22 protein-coding genes are annotated in these 22,870 nt (G+C 62.5%); 10 read left to right on the forward strand and 12 right to left on the reverse strand.

The window, feature by feature from the left end:
* The first annotated feature begins 106 nt into the window (after positions 1-106).
* Both C9E81_RS11460 and C9E81_RS11465 read left to right on the forward strand, forming a co-directional pair.
* Complete coding sequence (locus tag C9E81_RS11460) at positions 107-778, forward strand: amino acid ABC transporter permease (protein WP_122112497.1); 672 nt, start codon at positions 107-109, stop codon at positions 776-778.
* Between the two features lie 26 nt (positions 779-804).
* Positions 805-1,578, forward strand: coding sequence for an amino acid ABC transporter ATP-binding protein (locus C9E81_RS11465; protein ID WP_122112498.1), 774 nt, complete (start codon positions 805-807; stop codon positions 1,576-1,578).
* Positions 1,579-1,634: 56 nt separating this feature from the next.
* Here the strand turns inward: C9E81_RS11465 and C9E81_RS11470 are convergent, their stop codons facing one another.
* A complete protein-coding gene (locus C9E81_RS11470) occupies positions 1,635-2,831 on the reverse strand; it encodes an MFS transporter (RefSeq protein WP_122112499.1) in 1,197 nt (398 codons plus the stop codon).
* Positions 2,832-2,900: 69 nt separating this feature from the next.
* Here C9E81_RS11470 and C9E81_RS11475 point away from each other — a divergent pair, with 69 nt between their 5' ends.
* Positions 2,901-3,344: a helix-turn-helix domain-containing protein gene (locus tag C9E81_RS11475; RefSeq protein ID WP_122112500.1), complete on the forward strand. Its 444-nt coding sequence runs from the start codon at positions 2,901-2,903 to the stop codon at positions 3,342-3,344.
* A gap of 119 nt (positions 3,345-3,463) precedes the next feature.
* Positions 3,464-4,195 (forward strand): SDR family NAD(P)-dependent oxidoreductase, encoded by a 732-nt coding sequence (locus C9E81_RS11480; protein ID WP_122112501.1) that lies wholly within the window; start codon positions 3,464-3,466, stop codon positions 4,193-4,195.
* Positions 4,196-4,198: 3 nt separating this feature from the next.
* Here the strand turns inward: C9E81_RS11480 and C9E81_RS11485 are convergent, their stop codons facing one another.
* The 6 genes from C9E81_RS11485 to C9E81_RS11510 form a co-directional block, all read right to left on the reverse strand.
* Positions 4,199-5,179: an ABC transporter ATP-binding protein gene (locus tag C9E81_RS11485; protein WP_122112502.1), complete on the reverse strand. Its 981-nt coding sequence runs from the start codon at positions 5,177-5,179 to the stop codon at positions 4,199-4,201.
* Positions 5,176-6,093, reverse strand: a complete 918-nt coding sequence (locus C9E81_RS11490) for an ABC transporter ATP-binding protein (protein WP_122112503.1) — start codon at positions 6,091-6,093, stop codon at positions 5,176-5,178. The genes C9E81_RS11485 and C9E81_RS11490 overlap by 4 nt, the downstream gene beginning before the upstream one ends.
* On the reverse strand, positions 6,090-6,911 hold the full coding sequence (locus C9E81_RS11495) for an ABC transporter permease (protein WP_122112504.1): 822 nt from the start codon (positions 6,909-6,911) through the stop codon (positions 6,090-6,092). Before C9E81_RS11495 ends, C9E81_RS11490 begins: the two co-directional genes overlap by 4 nt.
* 4 nt (positions 6,912-6,915) lie before the next feature.
* Positions 6,916-7,851 carry an ABC transporter permease gene (locus tag C9E81_RS11500; protein WP_122112505.1) on the reverse strand — a complete coding sequence of 312 codons (936 nt, stop codon included), beginning with the start codon at positions 7,849-7,851 and terminating at the stop codon, positions 6,916-6,918.
* A 66-nt stretch (positions 7,852-7,917) separates the two neighbouring features.
* Positions 7,918-9,510: an ABC transporter substrate-binding protein gene (locus C9E81_RS11505; protein WP_122112506.1), complete on the reverse strand. Its 1,593-nt coding sequence runs from the start codon at positions 9,508-9,510 to the stop codon at positions 7,918-7,920.
* 86 nt (positions 9,511-9,596) lie between these two features.
* A complete protein-coding gene (locus C9E81_RS11510; RefSeq protein ID WP_122112507.1) occupies positions 9,597-9,803 on the reverse strand; it encodes a hypothetical protein in 207 nt (68 codons plus the stop codon).
* 242 nt (positions 9,804-10,045) lie between these two features.
* Between C9E81_RS11510 and C9E81_RS11515 the strand changes: the two genes are divergently transcribed.
* Positions 10,046-10,483 (forward strand): Lrp/AsnC family transcriptional regulator, encoded by a 438-nt coding sequence (locus C9E81_RS11515; RefSeq protein ID WP_122112508.1) that lies wholly within the window; start codon positions 10,046-10,048, stop codon positions 10,481-10,483.
* Between the two features lie 33 nt (positions 10,484-10,516).
* On the opposite strand, the gene C9E81_RS11520 is transcribed toward C9E81_RS11515, so the two are convergent.
* Genes C9E81_RS11520 through C9E81_RS11530 form a run of 3 tightly spaced genes read right to left on the reverse strand, consistent with a single transcriptional unit; the run spans position 10,517 to position 14,755 of the window.
* On the reverse strand, positions 10,517-11,806 hold the full coding sequence (locus C9E81_RS11520; RefSeq protein WP_122112509.1) for an ArgE/DapE family deacylase: 1,290 nt from the start codon (positions 11,804-11,806) through the stop codon (positions 10,517-10,519).
* A gap of 24 nt (positions 11,807-11,830) precedes the next feature.
* On the reverse strand, positions 11,831-13,372 hold the full coding sequence (locus C9E81_RS11525; protein WP_122112510.1) for an acetolactate synthase large subunit: 1,542 nt from the start codon (positions 13,370-13,372) through the stop codon (positions 11,831-11,833).
* A gap of 30 nt (positions 13,373-13,402) precedes the next feature.
* Positions 13,403-14,755 (reverse strand): aspartate aminotransferase family protein, encoded by a 1,353-nt coding sequence (locus C9E81_RS11530; RefSeq protein ID WP_208021160.1) that lies wholly within the window; start codon positions 14,753-14,755, stop codon positions 13,403-13,405.
* A 155-nt stretch (positions 14,756-14,910) separates the two neighbouring features.
* On the opposite strand from C9E81_RS11530, the gene C9E81_RS11535 reads away from it, so the two are divergent.
* The 3 genes from C9E81_RS11535 to C9E81_RS11545 all read left to right on the forward strand — a co-directional run bounded on the left by C9E81_RS11535 (position 14,911) and on the right by C9E81_RS11545 (position 18,252).
* Positions 14,911-15,567, forward strand: coding sequence for a GntR family transcriptional regulator (locus C9E81_RS11535; RefSeq protein WP_243698625.1), 657 nt, complete (start codon positions 14,911-14,913; stop codon positions 15,565-15,567).
* Between the two features lie 263 nt (positions 15,568-15,830).
* Positions 15,831-17,060 carry a DUF1800 domain-containing protein gene (locus tag C9E81_RS11540; protein WP_243698646.1) on the forward strand — a complete coding sequence of 410 codons (1,230 nt, stop codon included), beginning with the start codon at positions 15,831-15,833 and terminating at the stop codon, positions 17,058-17,060.
* Positions 17,061-17,064: 4 nt separating this feature from the next.
* Positions 17,065-18,252: a DUF1501 domain-containing protein gene (locus C9E81_RS11545; protein WP_122112512.1), complete on the forward strand. Its 1,188-nt coding sequence runs from the start codon at positions 17,065-17,067 to the stop codon at positions 18,250-18,252.
* 70 nt (positions 18,253-18,322) lie between these two features.
* Here C9E81_RS11545 and C9E81_RS11550 read toward each other — a convergent pair whose 3' ends face one another.
* Both C9E81_RS11550 and C9E81_RS11555 read right to left on the reverse strand, forming a co-directional pair.
* Entirely contained in the window at positions 18,323-19,654 is a 1,332-nt protein-coding gene (locus C9E81_RS11550) for an amidase (protein ID WP_122112513.1), read from the reverse strand.
* Position 19,655: 1 nt separating this feature from the next.
* Positions 19,656-19,832 (reverse strand): DUF1674 domain-containing protein, encoded by a 177-nt coding sequence (locus C9E81_RS11555; RefSeq protein WP_122112514.1) that lies wholly within the window; start codon positions 19,830-19,832, stop codon positions 19,656-19,658.
* Between the two features lie 127 nt (positions 19,833-19,959).
* Between C9E81_RS11555 and C9E81_RS11560 the strand changes: the two genes are divergently transcribed.
* The gene (locus C9E81_RS11560; protein WP_122112837.1) at positions 19,960-21,159 is read left to right on the forward strand and encodes an RsmB/NOP family class I SAM-dependent RNA methyltransferase; all 1,200 of its coding nucleotides are present in this window, start codon (positions 19,960-19,962) and stop codon (positions 21,157-21,159) included.
* Positions 21,160-21,218: 59 nt separating this feature from the next.
* Positions 21,219-22,808: a bifunctional phosphoribosylaminoimidazolecarboxamide formyltransferase/IMP cyclohydrolase gene (gene purH, locus C9E81_RS11565; RefSeq protein WP_122112515.1), complete on the forward strand. Its 1,590-nt coding sequence runs from the start codon at positions 21,219-21,221 to the stop codon at positions 22,806-22,808.
* The last annotated feature ends 62 nt before the right edge of the window (positions 22,809-22,870 follow it).

Below are 22,870 nucleotides of genomic sequence, written 5' to 3' on the forward strand. Positions count from 1 at the left end.
CATGCGGGGCCGGATCTGGCGATCCGGCCCCGTGTCATTCAAACTGCTGCGCTGTCTGCCCTCCACTCCGTGGAAAGCGTTGATTGTATTCTGACGGAGGCCCTTCTTGGACGTCACTTTCCGATTCGACTGGCAGGCGGCCTTCGCCTCGCTTCCTCATCTCGTGGCGGGCATTCCCTATACGCTGCTGATCTCTTTCGGCGGTCTCGCCATCGGGTTCTTCATCGGCATCTTCTTCGGCCTGCTGCGGATCAGCCCGAGCGCGTGGCTGCGCTGGCCCGCGATCGTCTATATAGAGATTTTCCGGGGCACACCGGTGCTGGTCCAGGTGCTGTTCATCTTCTATGGCCTGCCGCAACTCCTCGGCGGTCCGATCAATGCGCTGGTCGCCGGCATCGCCGCCATCGCCGTCAATTCCGGCGCCTATATCTCGGAAATCGTGCGCGGCGGCGTGCAATCCATCGAGCGCGGACAGCGCGAAGCAGGCCTTTCGCTCGGCCTGTCGCGGGTGCAGACATTCCGCGACATCATCTGGCCGCAGGCCTTCCGGCGCATGATCCCGGCGCTCGGTAACCAGGGCATCATCAGCATCAAGGACACTTCGCTGTTCTCGGTCATCGGGGTGGGTGAGTTGGTACGCCAGGGACAGATATATATCGCCACCACTTTCACCGCGCTAGAGGTCTACCTGATGGTCGCCCTGCTCTACCTGGCGATCACCCTGTCACTGTCTATCGCGCTGCGCCTGCTTGAGCGCAAGGGGCTGGTGGGACAATGACAGGGCCGACGACAGAAGGACACGACATGACGCATGAAAAGCCGGCCCCGGACGCCACGCCCATCGTGAGCCTGAGCAAGCTCAACAAGCATTACGGCGAGTTGCACGTGCTCAAGGATATCGACCTGACGGTGGTTCCCGGCGAGGTGGTGGTGATCATCGGTGCCAGCGGCTCGGGCAAATCGACACTGATCCGCTGCGTCAACGGGCTGGAAGAGTTCCAGCAGGGCGAGTTGGAGGTCGATGGCAATACCCTGCTGCCCAATGGCAAGGCCACGCGGGCATTGCAGAAGATCCGCACCGAGGTCGGGATGGTCTTTCAGCAGTTCAACCTCTTCCCCCACCTGAGCGTCCTCGACAACGTGACCCTAGCGCCGATGCGGGTTCGCGGCTGGAGCCAGGATCAGGCCACGGACACGGCCCGGCGATTACTGGCGCGGGTGGGAATCAGCGATCAGGCCAACAAATACCCCAGCCAGCTTTCCGGCGGTCAGCAGCAAAGGGTGGCACTGGCCAGGGCGCTGGCGATGGAACCGCGTCTGATGCTGTTCGACGAGCCGACATCCGCGCTGGATCCCGAGATGATCGGCGAGGTGCTGGATGCCATGCGCGAACTGGCCAATGAAGGCATGACCATGATGATCGTGACCCACGAGATGGGCTTTGCCCGCGAAGTCGCCGACCGGGTGATCTTCATCGACAAGGGCAGGATCGCCGAGGAAGGTCCTCCCGAGCAGATCTTCGACGCCCCGCAGCACCCTTCAACCCAGAGCTTCTTGTCCCGGGTCCTCAAGCACTGATCTTTTGCGTTTCCGCCCTTATTCCGGTGGATGAGTTAGGGCCCCCGATGGCGATTTCATCGCGGGTAAGGCGAGCTGCGGGCACACAACACCGAAATCAGCCCTGCGATGCCGAGGATCACGGCAAGCCCGATACTGCTGCTGTGCCATCCCCAATACGCAATGGCGGGACTGCTGAGGAACGGAGACAGGAACTGGCCGAGAAATACCGAGCCGGTCAGAAATGCGCCCGTCTTGCCACGCCGCTCGGGTGGAGTTGCCGCGAGTGAAAGCGCGACGAAACCCGGTATAGCCAGTGAATAGCCTGCACCGATTGCCGCACAGCCGAAAAAGATCGCCACTTCAGCAGTGTTCGTGGCGAACAAGGCAAATCCCGCCGCCATCAGGCCAAAGCCACAGGCCCAATTGCCGCCATCGCCGATGGCCGCGCGAATCCGGGGATAACCAAGAGCGGCCACACCGCCAGCCAGCATGAGCATACCCAATGCCGCCCCGGTCATTGCCGGGGATTCGTAGCCTTGAGCCGACAGGAAGAACGGAAGCTGTGTCGGCATGACGAAAAACAGCATCGTCACGGCCATCTGACCGCAGCAAAGCAGGATCACCAGTCGCTGTGAACTGCCGGAGACAGGTGCGACACGGGTTTCCGCCGCACCTGCCTTGCGCGGGGGCTCGGCGATCACGCGCCAGAAAAAGGGCAGGATCAGCATGGGCAACGCATAGACGGCAAAGGAAAGCCGTGGTCCAACGGTCGCCAGAAGACCGGCAAGCAGGATGAATACCAGTCCGCCCAGATTCCGCGCCGATACCTGACCACTGGAAACCGCGTGCAGGGCCTTGCCCGAGAAGTAATCGCCAAGCAGGGCGGATTGCGCCGTCATGATCATCGCGAGCGCCACGCCCAGGCACAACCGGCTGAACAGGATGGATGGCAGCGTCGGCAATACCAGCCCGGCGCTGCCGGCGATGATGAACAGGATCAACCCCGCCAACAGCATCCGACGGCGGCCCGACCGATCGGCAATGATCCCGCACCACGGCGCCATCAGCACAACGGCAAGCGAAGGGGCCGGAACCAATATGCGGATCAGGAATGCATTGGTGGCGTTGTCGGGAAACTGTCTTTCAAGCCCCGGCAATGCGGGGCTTATCGTGGCGGCGGCCATCACAGTCAGGGATGCGGCAATCATCAGCGCAATCGCGCGGGGGTCGCGCCAGACCGATGATTCTGTGTAATTTATATTGGTTTCCATAGGACTGTCCGCTTGCATGTTCAGTTGCGAACGGGCACCATACGAATTCAAGTCAGCTTTAGGTCAAGAATGAAATTGCTGGACATTGCCGAGGTCGTGAATGCAAGCGGCGTTCCCGCCTCGACTCTCCGGTATTATGAGGAACTGCGCCTGATCGCATCAGCGGGCAGGCATGGCCTGCGCCGGCAATATGAGCCGGACGTGATCCAACGGCTGGCGCTGATCGACATGGCACGGTCGGCAGGTTTCTCGTTAAGCGAGATCGCGGCCATGTTCGGGCGGGACGACAGGCCCGATATCCCCCGCGAGGAGCTGCATCACCGCGCCGATGCGCTGGAGCACAAGGCGCGCGAGATGGTTGTATTGGCCACCATGATGCGTCACGTGGCAGATTGCCCGGCACCTTCGCATATGGAATGCCCGAGCTTCCGCAAGCTGCTGCGCGCAGGGGTCGCACATCAATCACGCGCGCGCAGGCGGCGGACAGCGAAGATACGTAGTGGCAGCGGCTAGTTCGAACCGCACAGCCTGCCACCGGATATCAGTGTTTCTTTAGTGATACGCTTCGATGATCCGCCATACCGTATTTACCTTTCACCATTTTCGCATCACGATGCTTGGCGAGAGGTCACATGACACAAAAGACATTACTTCTGACCGGCGCGAGCCGCGGGATCGGACATGCCACCGTCAAGGCGTTCCAGGCAGTTGGCTGGAGAGTGCTGACAGTCTCCCGAACCGCTTTTGACTCACGATGCCCCTGGCACGCCGGTGCCACGGATCATTTCCAGGGAGATTTGTCCGATCCTTCCGCGCGGGCCGATCTTGTCTCGCGAGTCCGGGCAAGTCTTGGTCATGGCGGGTTGCACGCCATTGTGAACAATGCCGGTATCTCGCCGAAGGGAGAGCATGGCGAAAGATTGGGACTCGCCCAAAGCAGCGACGAGCTCTGGCAGCAGGTTCTGGCGGTAAATCTCATGGGGCCTGCCGCCCTGATGCGGGATCTTTTACCCGAACTTGAAAAGGGCCGGGGCGCGGTCGTGAATGTCGGCTCGATCGTCGGTTCGAGGGTTCACCCCTTCGCCGGGGTCGCCTATGCCTGTTCCAAGGCCGCGCTGGCGGCTCTGACGCGCGAAGCAGCCGCGGAACTCGGGCCGCGGGGAATTCGTGTGAACATGGTGACGCCGGGCGAGATAGAGACGGAAATCCTGTCCCCCGGCACCAGCGAACTCAGTAGTATCATCCCGCTGCGAAGGCTTGGAAGCCCGGATGAAGTGGCGCAGGTCGTGTTGTTTCTGTGTTCCGATCAAGCCTCTTATGTCAACGGGGCGTCGATTGACGTGAACGGGGGACAGCACGCCTGAATATCACCTCTTCGCCTTGGGCGACGAGATGGAATCCGCCAGCCGGACAAAGTGGTCCGGACCTATTTCGACAAGGCTGCTGGCCTCGCGGGAGGCACCCGCTTCCGGCCGGACCGAGATATCGGGCGCGAATCTGCGCCCCTCCGGAATCGCCACCGGATCGGGAACCCCACGCGATCTGCCCAGAACCGCCTCGGCATTCGGCACCGAACCGATCAGGTGGCGGGTATAGGGGTGGGTAGGACGGCTGAAAATCGCATGCCAATGGCCCAGCTCTACCACTCGACCGAAATACATCACCGCGACCCGGTCGCTGACATGTTCGACCACGCTGAGATCGTGCGAGATCATGATATAGGACAGGTTCAGCGTCTCTTGCAGATCCATCAGCAGATTGATGATCTGCGCCTGGATGGAGACGTCCAGCGCCGAGACCGGCTCGTCCAGCACCAGGATCTCTGGATCCAGCATCAAGGCGCGGGCGATGCCGATGCGCTGGCGTTGCCCGCCCGAAAACTCGTGCGGATAGCGTTTCGCATGATCCGGTGAAAGCCCGACCCGGACCAGCATATCGGCAACGCGATCGCTTGCCTCGCTGCCGCGGGCGATACCGTGCAGGGCAAGCTGGGACAACAACGTGCTGCCAATCGTCTGGCGGGGATTGAGCGAGGCATAGGGGTCCTGAAAAACCATCTGCGCGATCCGCGCCCGCTCCTTGCGACCCGGAGCACCAGGGCCGGACAGGGGCTGACCACGATAAAGGATCTGCCCCGAGCTGGGCTCCTGCAGACCCATCACCGTCAGTGCGGTCGTGGACTTGCCGCAGCCGGACTCGCCCACGATGCCAAGGCACTCCCCCTCCTTCACCGACAGGTCGACGCCATCGACGGCATGCAGAATCCGCCGCATCCCGAAGGGGGTAAGGCGTGGCAGGTTGAAATGCACCGAGAGATCACGGATTTCTAGCAGCGGCGCTACAGTCATGCCGTCACCTCCTTCCTGGGACCACGCGGCGTGACCAGTGTCGGCACGTCATGCCCGCGATCCTCGTCGGCGACCATCTGTTCCAGCTCTATCAGGCGCCCGCGCTCACCGGGAACACGCGAGCCAAGACGTGGCCGCGCCGCAAGTAGCCCGCGGGTATAGGGATGCATCGGGTTTTCGAACAGTGCTTTCGTGTCCTGTTCCTCGACCAACCTGCCGCGATCCATGACACCCACGCGCTGGCACATATTGGCGATCACCCCAAGGTCATGGCTGATCAGCAGGACGGCGGTGCCCTCGGCGGTACAGAGATCTGCGATCAGTTCCAGAACGCCCGCCTGCACGGTGACATCAAGGGCCGTCGTCGGCTCGTCCGCGATCAGCAGATCGGGACGGCAGGCCAAGGCCATCGCAACCATCACCCGCTGCCGCATCCCGCCTGAAAGCTGGTGCGGATAGGCGCGCGCGCGCTCTTCCGGTGATGGAACGCGAACGCTTTCCAACGCCTCGACCGCTTTTGCCTTGGCCTCGGACCAGTCCATGCCGCGATGGATCACGAACATCTCGGCGATTTGCCGGCCGATCGGGGCAAGCGGATTCAGCGCCGTCATCGGCTCCTGGAACACCATCGCCATACGGTCACCGCGCAAACGGCGGTGGTCGCGGGGCCGGATTCTCCGCAGATCGTGCCCAAGGAAATGCAGCGCGCCGCCGGTGACGTTCAACGGGCGTTTCAGCAGCCCCATGATCGACAGCCCGGTTACGCTTTTGCCGCTGCCGGATTCGCCGACCAGCCCATAGGTTTCGCCCGGCAGGATGTCGAAGGACACGCCGTGCACGATCTTCAGCTTGTTGCCGATGCCGATCTGCAGGTCACGGACCGAAAGGACGGGATCAGGAAGAATATCGTTCATGCCTTCCTCGTGCGCATATGGGGATCCAGCCTGTCGCGAAGCCCGTCCCCCAACAGGTTGAAACCCAACACCGTCACGAAGATCGCCAGCCCGGGGAAAATCGCGGCCCATGGCGCGGCTCGGATCAGTTCTCGCGCGTCGCTCAGCATATTGCCCCAGCTTGGCTGTGGAGGCTTGATGCCGATGCCAAGGAAGGACAGGGCGGCCTCGGCCAGTATGGCGGTGCCGATGCCAAGCGTACCGATCACCAGAACCGGGCCGAGGATGTTGGGCAGAATTTGCGTGCGCATGATGTTCAGGTCGCTGAAGCCTGCCGTTTTCGCCGCCTGAACGAAGCCCTGGCTTTTCAGCGAAAGGGTCGAGCTACGCGCGATCCGGCAGGTCCAGGACCAGTTCGTCAGCCCGAGCGCGATCAACAGGCTGGCCAGTCCCGGCCCAAGGACCGCCATGATCGCCAGGGCAAAGACCAGTGACGGAATCGCCAGCATGACATTGGTCAACCCGTTCACGAGATCATCCCACCAGCCGCCGAAATAACCAGCGGATATGCCAAGCGCCGTGCCAATGCAGGAATTGATGATCTGCGAGATGACCCCGACCGCCAGCGATACCCGCGCGCCATAGAGGATCCGCGACCAGATATCGCGTCCCTGCCCGTCGGTGCCCAGGAGATACTCTCCACCGGGCGGCAGTTCCGAGCTCATCAGGTCGGCATCCATCACCGGATCGAACGGGGCGATCCATCCGGCGGTCAACGCCCCCAGAAGCACGGCAATGACCAGCGCCGCCCCCAAGGTCAGGTTGAAACGCAGTTGCATGGTCTCAGCCCACCTTGATGCGCGGATCGATCACCGCATAGGCGATATCGACCAGCATGTTGATGATCAGGAACCACAGCACGATCACCAGGACCGTGCCCTGCACAACCGGAATGTCCCGGGTCGCGACGCTGTCGACCAGAAGCGATCCGATCCCGGGCCAGGAGAACAGTTTTTCGATCACGATCGCCTGCCCCATCAGCGCGCCGATCTGCAGCCCCATCGTGGTCAGGACAAGCACAAGCACGTTGCGCGCGACATGGGCCCTGACCAAGCGCGGCTCGGATACGCCCTTGGCGCGGCCGGTTCGCACGAAATCGGCATTCATCACGTCCAGCACGCCGGACCGTGTCGTGCGCGCAAGCAATGCCATCGGCGACACGCCAAGCGCGATCGCAGGCAGGATGACATGACTGATGCTGCCCGGCTGGTAGCCGAAACTGGGAAGCCAGCCCAATTGCAGGGCGAAGGCGTACATCAGCAGCAGCCCAAACCAGAATTCCGGCAAGGACAGGCCCGAGACCGCCACAACCATCGTTGCACTGTCGAAAACGCTTCCCGGTTTCAGCGCGGCAAGAAAGCCAAGCGGAATACCAACCCCCGCCGCCAGCACCATCGCCGCCAGCGCCAGCTTGATCGAGGGCCATAGCCGCGGCGCGATGGTCTGCCAGACCGGCTCGCGGGTCCGGTACGAGGTTCCCAGATCACCCTGCACAAGCCCCGACAGGTAATCCCACAGCCTCACCGGCAGCGGCTGGTCCAGGCCGAACTGCTCGTTCAGATGCGAAACCACTTGCGCATTGGTAACGTTGCGCCCCTCTGCCAGCAGGCTGGAAACGAAACTGCCGGGAACAACGCTGAAGATCACGAAGATGATCAGCACCACGGCAAGTATCGTGGGAATCATCTGAAGCACCCGGCGCAGGATGAAACGCGACATAGGCGGGTTCGTCCTTTCGGTTAGGCGAATTCGGGCAGGCAGGGACTGTCCCTGCCTGCCAACATATCATTTCCGCGATTCCGGGGCGCTATCGTCGATCCACAGGTCGGCATAATCCTGGATCGCCAGTTCCTGGGCATTGGGCTGCAGGCCATGAACCCAGGGCTGATAAGCCATGACCGCCTTGTTATAGTTGAAAAACCAGACCGGCGCCTCTTCCAGGAGCAGGTTGTTGGCCTGTTTCAGCAACTCGTTCCGCTTGTTCGGATCGGCCTCCTGCCCAGCGGCCTCATACAGCTTGTCGAATTCGGGATTCGAGAATTTGACGTAGTTGCAGGCAGTCTGCGGCGTCTTGGAGTAAAAGCACTTCATCGCCTCGAGCGCATTCGGTCCCGAGACATTTGACCAGATGAAGGCATCGAAATTATCCGCAAAGATCTTGTCGGACAGCACCGGCGGTTCGACCGGATCGACGGTTGCCGTAATGCCCACTTTCGCCAACATCGGTATGATCGCCTCGACGATCGGCACACCCCAGCTTTCATTCGGCGTCGCCGTCACCGAAAAGCTCAGCCCGTCGCCGTAGCCGGCTTCGTTCAGCAACTCCTTTGCCTTTTCCGGATCATAAGCATAGGGCTGCGCCTCCTTGTCGAAGGCGGGCGACGAGGTCGGCAGCCAGGAAACGGCCGGATAAGCCTTGTCCTTCAAAAGTTTGGAAATGATGACTTCGGAATTGATGGCATGGTTGATGGCCTGGCGGACACGTTTGTCCTGGAATGCCTCCACCTTGGAGTTGAAACCGATATTGCGGGTATAGACCTCGGCCACCTCCAGAAGATGGTCCTGCAGCCCGGCCTCCTGTCCGTAGGCTTCGTATTGCACCGGACCAAGGATGTTGACGTCGATCTCGCCATTGCGGAAGGCGACGTCACGCGCGGCGGCCTCGCCCATCATCACGATTTCAAGCTTGTCCAGGTGCGGTTTACCCTCCTCGTAATAATCCTCGAACTTCTCGTATTCGGCTTTCGAACCGGGCACATAGTTGACCAGCTTGAACGGCCCAAGACCGTTGGGCTGGCTGGCCAGCTTGTCCTCGGGATAGTCCTTGCTGTAGATCGGCGCGAAATTCGACATCAGCGACCAGCCCGGATCGGCAAGATCCGTCATCGTGATCGAAAAGGTCATGTCGTCGATCTTCTTCAGCCCCGAGATGGTGTCGGCAGTGCCGTTCTGCACCTCTTCCACCCCCTCGATCGCCAGTATCTGCTGGGCACCCGGCAGGGCCTTCTCGGGGTCGGCAAGGCGATTGTAGCTGTAGATCACGTCATCCGCGGTCAGCTTGGAGCCATCGTGAAAGGTCGCATCACGCAGCTTGTAGGTATAGGTTCTCCCGTCTTCGGATTTCTCGACCGACTCCGCCAGTTCCAGCACCGGCTCGGCCTTCACCGGATCCCAAGAATACAGCGAGGCATTGATGGCCTTCGAGAAGATCTCGTCCTGCGTATGCGGCGTCGCCGTAATATCCAGCGAGGTGATAGACGAACCGTAACCGGCCGTGAATATCAGCCTGCCGCCATCCTGCGGAGTCTCGCCCTGGGCGATTGCGGCGGTCGCCGTTCCGATCGCTAGGGCGGCCATAAGGCCAAGTCTGGTCAACATGTTTCTCTCCCGTTGAAGGGGCCTCCTCCAGCCCCGGTTTTTCTTGTCCATAGGTGAAAGCAGACCCATACCATCCGTCGAACGGATCATGGACAACATGCCCGTCCCAAATCGTCATGCCGCAGCGCGCCTTCACGGACAGGCCGATTCCGGGCATTTCCGGCCAACGGTCCGACCATCTCTCCATCCAGATCCAGTCTGTCAGGCATGATGATCCGCGCCGGCTGATTGCCATATCCCGTCCAGACCTTATCGTCATGCACTGCCAGATCGGCATGGATCGCTGGATTCATCGTCCTTCGTCTTTCATCCCTCGCGAGAGCAAACCTTCAGCGGCTGCGCAACACCCGTAACCAAAGCGATTTTCCGGCTTCCCGACGCAAGGTTGAAAAACCACCTTCAAGATCATTTCCCACGCTTCGACCAACAAACCTTGGCACGGCCTCGTAAATCCGGCATCCAACAATCTGACGGAATCGCCGGCTGTTTGCGGTGTTTCCCCCGGCATATTCACGGTTGGTGATGGAGCCCACTCATGAAAAACCTCGACGACAAGGATCGCGAGATCCTTGCCATCCTTTCGAAAGAGGCACGGATTCCGATGAAGGCGCTGGCCGCGCGAATTTCCCTGTCGCGCAGTGCCACGGCCGACCGTGTGAACGCGCTGGAGAGGGCGGGTGTCATAAAGGGATATCGCGCCGACATAGCCGAAGTCGATCAGCAGCATATATCCGCATATCTGACGATCTCGCTGAAAACCACACCCGCCCCGGAGGTTGTCGACTTGCTGGCACGTTTCCCCGAGGTGCGGCGGGTCTGTTCGCTTGGCGGGCGCATCGACCTGATCGTCGAAGTGATCGCCCCGAATATCGCGCGGCTCAGCACGTTGCGGAGTCTGGTCGCCTCACGCGAAGAGGTGGCCGAACTGACGACACATATCGTTCTTCACCGCAATATCGACCGGGTCGGCTGACCGCCTATCACGGGATGACCCCTCGGCACGCTGTCAGAACCCGACCGCCTCGGTTCCGCACCAATCAGCGATGAACAATGCCATGGCTTGCGTGATTCTGCGCAGGGAAGACAGGCTGACGCATTCATCGACACCATGGATATTGCGCGAAACCGGACCATAGCAAAGCGCCGGGATTCGGTTGTACAGCGCATAGACCCGTGTATCGAGATAACCGGCAGTCATGAATGTTTCCAATGGCTTGCCAAATGCGCTCTCATGCGCACCGGCCAGAGCCGCCTCGGCTGCAGAGCCGGGTTCCAGCACGTAGCCCTCGGCGTGGAAGCCGTTGAAGACGACCTCCGGCGGATTGTTGGCCAGAAATCTGTCTGATTGGGCGAAAGCCGCGATCCGTTCGGTAATCTCGCGGGCTGCATCCGCGGCGCTGCGTCCCGGATAGATCGAGACACGGCAGTCGATATTGCACCATGACGGAACCGAAGACGCCCAGTCACCCCCCTCGATCTTGCCGATATTAAGGTTGATCGGGTGATCCTCCCGCTCGAAATGCGGATGCCTGTCCCTTTCGGCATTCCAGTCCGTTTCGATCTCGCGCAGCGCCCCGATGACACGATAGGCCGTGTCGATGGCATTGGCCCCCTCGCCCATTTCCCGCACATGCACGGGCATGCCACGCAGCCTGACCTGGAACCACAGCACCCCGGTATTGGCACGAACCAGCTTTTCGTCCTCGGGTTCAGGGATCAGGACAGCATCAGCGGTATATCCCTGAAGCCATGTCTGCAGCGCGCCGTTGCCAGTGGATTCCTCTTCCACGACCGATTGGACATAGACCGTTGCCGCCGGCTGCAACCCGATCCTGCGCAGCGCATCCAGCGCGAATATATTCGCCGCCGCACCCGCCTTCATGTCTGCGGCACCCCGGCCATACATCCAGTCCCCATCGATCCGGCCCGAAAAGGGCGGGTCGCGCCACATGTCGTGCAAGCCTTCGGGCACCACGTCGAGATGCGATTGCAGGATCAGCGAGCGGCCGGTTTCGTTCCGGGGCCGATGGATGCCGACGATGATGGGCGCGTCCGAATGCTGATCGGACCAATGCGAACCGCTAGGATGCGCGGTGATGGCCTCCCTGTCCATTGCGAAACGATCCATCGCGTAACCGCGCGATTTCAACTGGTTGAACACGAAATCCTGGATCGGATGCTCGTGCCCGCGCAGTGACGGCATCGCGACAAGCTGCTGAGTGAAGACGATCTGATCATCGAATCCCTCCACGACGGATTCCAGGATGCGGTCCCTGAGGGCTGGATCGAGCGGCATCGGATACTCCTTTCGGTTGCACCGTTACATCACGGCTTCAATCAGGAACGGGCCGGGTTCGCGCGTGGCATCCTCGATGGCTTGCTGCAATTCGCGGGCATCCTCGACCCGCCGCCCCGGCACGCCCATCCCGCGAGCGAGCGCCACGAAATCCAGCTCGGGACGGTCGAGATCAAGCATGTTCAGCGCAGCGGGCCCCGGATTCGCGCCGACATTGCGCAATTCCCCCTTGAGGATCTCATAGCTGCGATTGGCAAATATCACATTGGTGACATCGAGGCCTTCACGGGCCTGAGTCCAGAGCGCCTGAATCGTGTACATCGCCGATCCGTCGGCCTGACAGGCGATCACCGGACGGCCGGGCGCGCCGAGTGCAGCCCCCGTAGCCAAGGGCAGCCCGATGCCGATCGAACCGCCCGTCAGTGCCAGCCAGCTTGTCGGCGCCGCCCCCGCCGCGGCCGGATAGACATGGGCACCCGCGGTGACCATCTCATCCGTGACAATCGCATTCTCAGGCAGCGCATTGGCGATGGCGGCGGCCAGCGTCTCGCGGGTGATCGCACCGGATTGCGGCGCGGGAGGCAGCGGATTGTCGACCGGCCTGCCCGGCCTGGCGCCGATCCGGTCGGCCAGCGCGGCGATGGCCGCCGGGCCGTCGCCATCCAGCCCGGTCAGCCGGATGATCTCGCAATTCTCAGGCAGGACGAGGCTGGGCTTGCCCGGATAGGCGAAGAAGGCGACTGGCGGCGGCGTCTCGATCAGGATCGCCCGCGTGAAGGGGCGCAGGCATTCCAGCGCCTCGTTGATCGGATAGGGAATCTTCGGCACCTCGAACCGGCCCCGGCCACGTTCGGTCCGGCGGCTCGAAACGGGGGCGAGAACACGCGCGCCGCTGCGTTCCGATATCCCCTGCAGCAATGCCAGCGCGGTGATGTCCTCGAGGACCGAATTTCCCGCCAGGATGACAGTGTTTTCACCGCCCTCCAATGCCCTGACGGCCTGAGACAGGGCGGTTTCATCGAGCGGGGCGGGACCCTCTGGCGCGATCACATCCGCCATGACCCCGCCTTCATCCCAACCGATATCCGCCGGGGCGACCAGCGTGGCGACTCGTCCCGGTTTGCTGCATGCCGCCGCCAGGGCCGCCATCGCATCGGCGGCAAAACCTTCCGCCGAACGGGCCGAGCGCACCCAATCGCTGAACGGGGCCGCCGCGCCCTCGACATCGCCGGAAAGCGGCGCATCATATTGCTGATGACGCAAGGCGTGATCGCCGACGATATTCACCATCGGCACCCTGCCCTTGCGCGCGTTATGCATATTGGCCCCGGCATTGGCGAGGCCGGGCGCAAGATGCAAAAGCGTCACCGCGGGTTTCCCGGCCATGCGCGCATATCCGTCGGCCGCGCCGGTCACGACACCTTCGAACAGGCCCAGCACGCAGCGCATCAGCCTCGTGCGGTCCAGCGCATCGACGAATTGCATCTCGGAGGTGCCGGGATTGGCGAAACAGATCTCGACCCCACCGGCATGCAGGCTGCGGACGACGCTTTCGGCTCCGTTCATGTTCTTTTCCTTATCGGTCACAGGATGGGATCACGCCGGCATCTGCTGCTGCAGGATGTCGAGCGACTCCGTCACCACACCCATCATCTCGTCGATCTGCGCGCGCGAAACGATCAGGGGTGGGCAGAAGGCCATTGCGTCGGTCATGTTGCGCGAAATCACGCCCTTGTCCTGCATGATCCGGTTCATCAAGGCTCCTCGCTGCCCCGGGATTTCACCCGGTTTCAGTTCAAGCGCCCCGATCAGGCCGATCCCGCGCGCCTCGACAACCAGCGGATGACCGGCAAGAGCGTTCAGGCGGTCCTGCATATAGGCACCGGTTTCCGCCGCGTTCCGGACCAGATCCCGCTCCTCGATAATGGCGATATTCTCCAGCGCCACCGCTGCGCCCACCGGATGGCCCGAGGCGGTAAAACCATGCCCCAGCACACCGATCCTGTCACTTTCCTGTGCGATCGGCTCGAAGACCCGCTCGTTAATCATGAAGGCGGAGAGCGGGAAATAGGACGAGGTGATCTGCTTGGACATCACCAGAATGTCCGGCTCGATCCCGTAGGTTTCGCAGGCAAACATCTTTCCTGTGCGCCCGAAAGCGCAGATCACCTCGTCGGCGACCAGAAGAATGTCATGCCGCTTCAGCACGGCCTGGATCTTCTCCCAGTAGGTGCGGGGTGGAACGATCACGCCCCCCGCGCCCATCACCGGCTCGGCGATGAAGGCGGCGATGGTATCGGGGCCTTCGCGCTGGATCAGCGCCTCCAGCTCCTCGGCGCAGCGGGTGGCGAATTCCTCCTCGCTCTCTCCCTCCTTGCCCTCGCTACCGAAATGCGGTGCCATGGTGTGCAGGACATTCGCGATCGGCAGATCGAAGGACCGGTGATTGTTCGGCAATCCGGTCAGGCTGGCAGAGGCAACCGTGACGCCATGATAGCCGCGCAGGCGGGAAATGATCTTCTTGCGCTGCGGCTGGCCAAGCGCGTTCGAACGATACCAGAGCAGCTTGACGACCGTATCGTTCGCTTCAGAGCCCGAATTGGTGAAATAGATCTTGCTCATCGGCACCGGGGCAATCGAGATCAATTTTTCCGCCAGATCGATGACCGGACCATGCGATTTATGCGAGAAGGAATGATAAAATGGCAGCGCCTTCATCTGCCGCGTTGCCGCATCCACCAGCCGTTGCTCATTAAAGCCAAGGCCAACGCTCCATAGCCCCGCCATTGCCTCGAAATAGCGATTGCCGCCATTGTCGAACACGTAGGGCCCCTCGCCGCGTTCGATCACGAGGGGGCCGACCTCAAGATGCCGGGCCGCGTTGGTGTAGCTATGCAGGTGATAGGCAATGTCACGCGCTTCCTGAGAGTTCATGCCGCTGGCCATCATGATCTGTCCTCCTGACATTGTGGATGCGGGAAGTGAAAACGATTCCGCAAGGATCCGACGGGCTGACTATTGCGCCCAATTATTGCCGGTTCAATGTTTTTGATGCATGATGCGTCAAAATAAACTGTCTTCCAATTGTCGCGAGGTGCCAGGTTTTGAAGGAAATCAGCAAGGATCCCCTGGGCGCGGCCATCTATGATCGGTTGGCGCAGGCGCTTGTCCGGGGCATGCTTCGCCCGGATCAAAAGGTGACGATCCGGGGACTGGCAGAGATGCTGGGAACAAGCTCCACCCCGGTGCGCGACGCCATCCAGCGCATGCTGCAGGATCAGGTGCTGGAACAACGCTCGCCCCGCGATGTCCGGGTGCCGGTGCTGGAGGTCGCCCAATACCTGGAAATCGCCCGTATCCGGATAGAACTGGAAGGCATGGCCGCCCAACAGGCCGCCCGGCAGGCGAAGCCCGGCGATATCTCGCGCCTGAGGCGGATTGTCGCGCAAACCGAGGAGGCCATGGCGGCGGATCGGTGGATCCGCGCTGTCGAGTATAATCAACGTTTTCACTTCGAGCTGGCCAATATGGCGGACATGCCGGTTCTGCTGTCGATCCTGCACCGGTTGTGGCTGCGGATGGGGCCGCTCATCGCCGGATATTACGATTGCGCGCGCAAGGATTTGGTCAGCCACCATTACGAAATCATCGCGGCCTGCGAGACCCGTGACGGTCCGGCGGCACGCGCGGCCATGCGTGCTGATATAGAAGAGCCGAGGAAAGGGATCATTGCCTATATCAACAGTTTCGAATCCGGCTGATACGAGGCATGCTACCGAAAGCGTGAACTGACAGCGAAGCGCGGGTTGATATAGGGTGCACCACATAGCCTGGTGATCGTTTACGGGACAGGAAACGTTGCGATAGGGAAAAAATGGTCGCGTATCCGGAGCTAGCTGCGATTCGATTGGGACATGGCTTGTCATCACAGATGCCGCCACCGTCCGGACCGGATGAAATCCTGGCCTCGGTCCAGGCTGCCGGACCCGACGGCGAAACCATCAGCCTGAATCAGATTCGCAAGATGCGCTCGCGCCTGGCGAAACTGAAGCGCAACCAGAAAAAGGGCGGCAAGGACGACAAAGGCGCAAGCGAAGCCGTCAAAAAAGAACGTCGCCGGGCAAATCAGCGCGCCCAGAAGGAAGCGCTCCGGCGGATTGCGCGCGCCGTCGATGATCCCTTCGGATTTGGCGAAAGGCTGGTTCAATTCTGGGCCGACCACTTCACGATTGCCGGCAACAACACCGATCGGCGCTTGATGGCGGCCGCCTATGTGAACGAGGCGATCCGTCCGCATATAAGCGGGAAATTCGCGGATATGCTGTTCGCCGCCGAGACCCATCCGGGAATGCTGGTCTATCTCAATCAGGATCGCTCGGTCGGGCCGAACTCGCGGCTGGCACGGCGGAAAAAGGATGAGCGCACTCTAGGTTTGAATGAAAACCTCGCGCGGGAAATGATAGAGTTGCATAGCCTGGGCGTCGGGGCGGACTACACGCAAGAGGATGTGCGCCAACTCGCCAAGCTGCTGACCGGATTGGTATACACCCCCCGGCGCGACAAGCGGTTTCAACCCAACCGTGCGGAGCCGGGCGCCGAGACGGTGCTGGGACAAAGCTATGGCGGAGACGGTCCAGCCAAATTGCGTGATATCCGGGCCGTGATCGGGGATCTGGCACGTCATCCGGCGACAGCGCAGCATCTTGCCCGCAAACTGGTCACGCATTTCATCTCCGATGAGCCCCCGCAACCGATGGTGGACCGCCTCGCGGCGGTCTATACGGATAGCGATGGCGATCTTTCCGCCGTTAATGCGGCCTTGGTTGAGGCCCCGGAACTGGAAACGCATTTCCGCAGCAAAGTGCGGCAGCCATTCGACTTCATCGTAACTTCATTGCGTGGCCTGGGGATTACGGGCGAGCAGGTCATGGCTCTCAAACCGGGGCAGGCCTATCGCTGGCTGATACAGCCGATGACCTCGATGGGCCAGAAATGGGGTCAACCCGATGGCCCGAACGGCTGGCCCGAGGCGGCCGAGAACTGGGCCACGCCGCAAGGGCTGGCCGCAAGGATAGATTGGGCGATGCGCATACCACCCAAACTTCGCCCGGACCTGCCCGATCCACGGCAGCTCCTCCAAGCCGCGCTTGGCGATACGGCTTCCGAGGCGCTGCAATGGGCGGTTCCAAAGGCAGAATCCACCCAGGAAGGCATAGCGATCGTGCTGGCATCTGCCGATTTCAACCGGAGATAAAGCAATGCTGAATCGACGACTGTTTCTCAAATCCAGCGCATTGATCGGCTGTTCGGCGGCGGCGCACCCTCTCTTATCCAGCATTGCGTTCGCCTCGGCGCCAAGCGAGAATCGGCTCGTCGTCATCATCCTGCGTGGCGCGATGGACGGGCTGGATGTGTTCCAGCCATATGGCGATCCCCAGTTGCGCAAGCTGCGCCAGACAATTTCACTTGGCCCCGACAAGGGGGCGCATGATCTCGATGGCTTCTTCGCGCTGCATCCCGCTCTTTCCTCGCTGCTGCCGCTCTGGAAGGCGGGAGAGCTCGGCTTCGTGCCCTCGGTCTCGACTCCTTATCGCGACAAGCGCAGCCATTTCGACGGGCAGGACATGCTCGAGGCAGGAACCGGAACGGATCTCGATCTGGACCGCCAGCGCGATGGCTGGCTGAACCGCTTGCTTCACAACATGCCCGGAGCGCAATCCGAAACCGCTTATTCGGTCGGCACCGAGGATATGCGCATTCTCGCGGGAGATGCCCCGGCAAAAAGCTGGGCACCCGAAATCGACCTGCGGATCAGTTCACAGGCGCAGATGCTGTTGCAGCATGTCTATCATGACGATCCGTTGTTCCGCGAAGCCGGCAGCGAGGCGATGGAAATCGCGGGCCAGGGGGTGGAGGGTAACCGCGAGGACAAGGAAGGCGGCCCCACGCGCGATGCACGTGCCCTGGCCCATTTTGCCGCGAGCCGGTTAAATGAGGAAACGCGGATCGCGACCTTTTCCCTGCCGGGCTGGGACAGCCACGCGCGGCAAGGCGCGGTGTTGGAGCGCGCATTACTCCGCCTGGCGGATGCGATCCTGACGCTGCGCAAGGATCTGGGCGGGAACTGGCCGAAAACCACCGTGCTCGCGATGACCGAATTCGGGCGTACGGCAAGGGAAAATGGCTCCGGTGGGACGGATCATGGCACCGGCGGCTCGATGCTGGTTGCCGGTGGTGCAGTGCGCGGCGGGACCGTATTGGGCAAATGGCCGGGGCTGGGCGAAAGCGACCTTTATGCCGGACGTGACCTGATGCCTGTCGCCGACATCCGCGCTTATGCGGCCTGGGCGATGCGCGATCTGTTCGGAACCAGCCGCGATGCGCTGGAAACCTCGGTGTTCCCGGGGCTCGACATGGGCGAAAATCCCCGCATCATCCGGGGGTGAGAAGAAAGTGGGCAGGCCGCATATCGGAGGACATGACCCCGGTTCGATGCCCACGAAGCGATCATCTGGACTAACTTGAACCCAGGGCAATCTCCATCCCGGCTGCGACGCGCAAAAGATGCCGGTCACCGCCGGCATGCCCCATGGCCATGATCCCGCATCCGCGATGACCGGTAGGCAGGGAAACCGCAGGCAGGCCCAGCAGGTTGCCGATCCGGGTATTGCGCAGGGTCAGCAGGTTGGCGCGGGCAAAATATTTCTCGTCCTCGCCCAACCGGGCCGCATCCGGCGGCAGGATCGCCGAGCTTGGCAACAGGATAGCATCATACCCGGCGGTTTTCGCGGCCCATTCACGGCGCAGCCGCGTCAGCTTTTCCCATCCGCCAACGTAATCCGCCGCACTGACCTCGGCACCGCCGCGGAAACGTTCGAGGATCGGCTTGTGCATCAACTCCGGCGCATCCTCGATCTGCGCGCGCCATATACCATAGGCCTCGGGCGCGAAAAGAAGCGGAGACAGCTCCATAGCGCGCCCGACAACCCCGAGGCTGGCATGGACAATGGACGCCCCGGCACGAGCCAGCCGGTCAACCGCGTCGTCAAAGGCCGAAACCGGACCATCTTCGGCATCCTCGAAGGGCAGGCCATCCAATATCATCAGCCGCAACCCTGCCGCCGATACGTCCTTCAGGTCGACGGCTTGCCTGCCGGTCAGCACCGCCATGATCTCGGCGCAATCCTCGACCGAGCGGGCCAGCGGCCCGGCCACATCAAAGCGGCGGCATAGCGGCACCACGCCCTGCGACGGCACCGCCCCATGCGTCGGTTTGAAACCGACGATGTCATTCCACGCCGCCGGAACCCGGATCGATCCGCCGGTATCCGAGCCGATCGCCGCTGCGGCCAGCCCCAGTGCCACCGACACCGCCGCACCCGAGGACGATCCCCCGGGCGCCCTGGACGGATCCCATGAGTTGGGAGGCGTGGCCGTCATCGGGTTCAGCCCCAATCCGGAAAAGGCAAGCTCGGTCATATGCGTCTTGCCCAGACAGACGAGCCCTTCGCGCGTCGCTTGCGCCAGGGTTTCGGCATCGCGCCGCGGCACCCGCCCTTCCAGCAGACGCGAACCCGCCTCGGTTACCGAGCCGCCACTGTCGATATTGTCTTTCCAACTGATCGCCACCCCGTCCAGCACACCCCGGCGCAGTTCCGCCTTGGCGCGGTCATGGGCGGCAATGGCCTCAGAGCGGGCGCGGGCCTCGGTCAGCCGCGCATAAATGCGCTTGCCGTCGGGATGCGCCTTGATGGCGGTCAGGTAGGCCTCGGTCTGATCCAGCGGGTCGAGCAGCCCGGCAATGATCGCCCGGCCTTGCTGGACCGCCGTCGCCTTCAGCCAATCCATCTCAGAAATCCACCGCGAGGCCGTTCTTTTCGTAATCGCCGAAGCGCACGGGTTCCGGGCCATCTCGGCCGCCATATTCCTTGGGTGAAGCCGCCTGTTTCACTGCGGCCTTGCGGCGTTCCTCGGCCTCGGCAAGGGCGCGTTGGGCGGCGGGCGGCAAATCGGGTCGATCGCTCATGGAAACATTCCCTGATTGGGCGTATGGGTCATGTCAGTCTTGCGACAAGACTTAGGCGAAAGGAAGTGATTTGGCAAAGTCGGCTGGCGATTTGGCACGAAAAGGCGCGTTGCGGCTGCTTGCGGGTATGCGCGAGGGGCTCAGCCTGTCCGATCAGGGAGCATCGCTGAAATCGATACCCCCGGCGGAGCAAGCCCGGGCCGGTCGTCTTGCCGCCGAGGTGCTGCGCCACCGGGAGCGCGCCGATATGGTGATCGCCATCCATGTCAGCCGCAAACCTGCCCCGCAGATCGCCGATGTCCTGCGCCTCGCCACGGTCGAGATGCTGGAACTGGGCGGTGCGGCACATGGAGTCGTGGATGCGGCCGTCACCCTGACCCGGGGGCTGGGCAGGCGCGGGCAGGCCGCAGCCGGCATGGTGAACGCGGTGTTGCGGAAGGTTTCGCGCCACGAGGGCTGGGCCGATCTGCCGCCACAGCGCATGCCCGATTGGCTGCGCCTGCCGGTTGCCGAGACCTATGGGGAAAATGTGGCGCTGGCCATCGAAGCGGCCCATCAGGCGGGCGCGCCGCTCGACCTGACGCCAAAGGCTGATGCGCCTCTTATCGAAGGCGCGACAGAGCTGCCGACCGGTTCGCTGCGCATCTTTGGCCATGTGCAGGTCTCGGCCCTGCCGGGTTACTCCGAGGGGGCATGGTGGGTGCAGGACGCGGCTGCGGCCCTGCCGGTGCGCCTGCTCGATCCGCAACCGGGCGAGAGGATCGCGGATATCTGTGCGGCCCCCGGGGGCAAGACGCTGCAACTCGCGGCAAGCGGTGCACAGGTGACAGCGGTGGATATCAGCGCCGCACGCATGAGACGCGTCGCCGAAAATCTCAAGCGCTGCCGCCTGAGCGCCGATCTTGTCACGGCCGATGCCCTGGAATGGCAGGCTGATACAGCCCTCGACGCGATCCTGCTGGATGCCCCCTGCTCGGCCACCGGCACGATCCGCCGTCATCCCGACCTGCCCTTTTTGCGCGACGGCAGCGGCCTTCCCGATCTGGTGGCGCTGCAATCGCGCCTGCTCGATCACGTGCTGGCCCAGCTCCCTCCCGGCGGCAGGCTGGTCTATGCCGTCTGCTCGCTGCTGCCCGAAGAGGGGGAGGCGCAGATTCGCGCCGCCTTGACCCGCCATCCCGGCCTTGTCGCCCACCCCCCCGCACTGCCCGGCATCGACCCGGCATGGATCACCCCCGAAGGCGGGTTGCGCCTGCGCCCCGATTACTGGCCGGATCTGGGCGGAATGGATGGATTTTACATGGCGCGCCTTGGAAAGCCCGCGTGACGCTGGACCTTCGGCCCGCAGCCGGTTAGTTGATCGCCAAACCAGATGCGAGGCCCCATATGTCCCATCCCGTCGCCCTGAAACGTGCCCTGATCTCGGTCTCCGACAAGACCGGGCTGATCGAATTCGCCCGGAAACTGTCGGCCCGTGGCGTCGAGCTGCTTTCGACCGGGGGCAGCGCCAAGGTCCTGCGCGAGGCCGGGCTGACGGTGGTGGATGTCGCCGATGTCACCGGGTTCCCGGAGATGATGGATGGCCGTGTCAAGACCTTGCATCCGATCGTGCATGGCGGATTACTGGCCCTGCGCGACAATGCCGAGCACCTGGCCGCGATGGAGGCGCATGGCATCGGCCCTATCGACCTGCTGGTGGTGAACCTCTATCCCTTCGAGGAAACCGTGGCGAAGGGCGCCGCCTACGAGGATTGCGTCGAGAATATCGATATCGGCGGCCCCGCGATGATCCGGGCGGCAGCCAAGAATCACGGCTTCGTCAGCGTCATCGTGGATGTGCAGGATTACAACGCCCTGCTGGCAGAGCTGGACGCCAATGACGACCACACGACATTGGAGTTCCGCCAGCGCCAGGCTCAGATCGCCTATGCCCGCACCGCCGCCTATGACGCCGCCGTATCGACCTGGATGGCGGGCGCCATCGGCGAGGAAACCCCGCGCCGCCGCGCCTTTGCCGGGACGTTGGCCCAAGGGTTGCGCTATGGCGAAAACCCGCATCAATCGGCCGCCTTCTACGTGACGGGCGAGGCACGCCTCGGGGTCGCCAGCGCCAGGCAATGGCAGGGCAAGGAACTGTCCTACAACAATATTAACGACACTGACGCGGCATTCGAACTGGCCGCCGAGTTCGACCCGGCCCAAGGCCCCGCCTGCGCGATCATCAAACACGCCAATCCTTGCGGCGTCGCGCTCGGAAAGACCGCCATCGACGCCTATAAGCGTGCCTTCGATTGCGACCGGACCTCGGCCTTCGGCGGAATCGTGGCGCTGAATCAACCTCTGGACGGCGCGACCGCTGAGGAGATCGTCAAGATCTTCACCGAGGTTGTCATCGCGCCGGATGCCGATGAGGACGCGAAACGCGTCTTTGCCGCCAAGAAGAACCTGCGCCTGCTGACCACCGGCGGGCTACCCGATCCGACCGCCGGCGGGACGACATTCCGGCAGGTCGCGGGCGGGTTTCTGGTGCAGGGACGCGACAACGGCCACGTCACCCGCGACACGCTGAAGATCGTGACCGAGCGCCGGCCTTCGGAAGACGAGTTGAACGATCTGCTGTTCGCCTGGACCGTCGCCAAGCATGTCAAGTCCAACGCCATCGTCTATGCCAGGGACATGGCCACTGTCGGCATCGGCGCGGGCCAGATGAGCCGCGTGGATTCCACCCGTATCGGCCGCCGCAAATCCGAGGACATGGCCGAGGCGCTTGGCCTGTCCCGGCCGCTGACCGAGGGTGCGGCGGTCGCCTCGGATGCCTTCTTCCCCTTTGCCGACGGCATCGAGGCGCTGGCCGAAGCGGGTGCGAAGGCCGTGATCCAGCCCGGTGGCTCGATGCGCGATGACGAGGTGATCGCCGCCGCCAACCGGCTTGGTCTGGCGATGGTCTTTACCGGCCAGCGGCATTTCCGTCACTGATGGCCGAGGCTCCGAAATCCGGGGGTGTCAAGCCCAAGGCCCCACGCGCGCGCAGGCCCAAT

The sequence above is a fragment of the Paracoccus alkanivorans genome (assembly GCF_003697785.1).
GTDB lineage: Bacteria > Pseudomonadota > Alphaproteobacteria > Rhodobacterales > Rhodobacteraceae > Paracoccus > Paracoccus alkanivorans.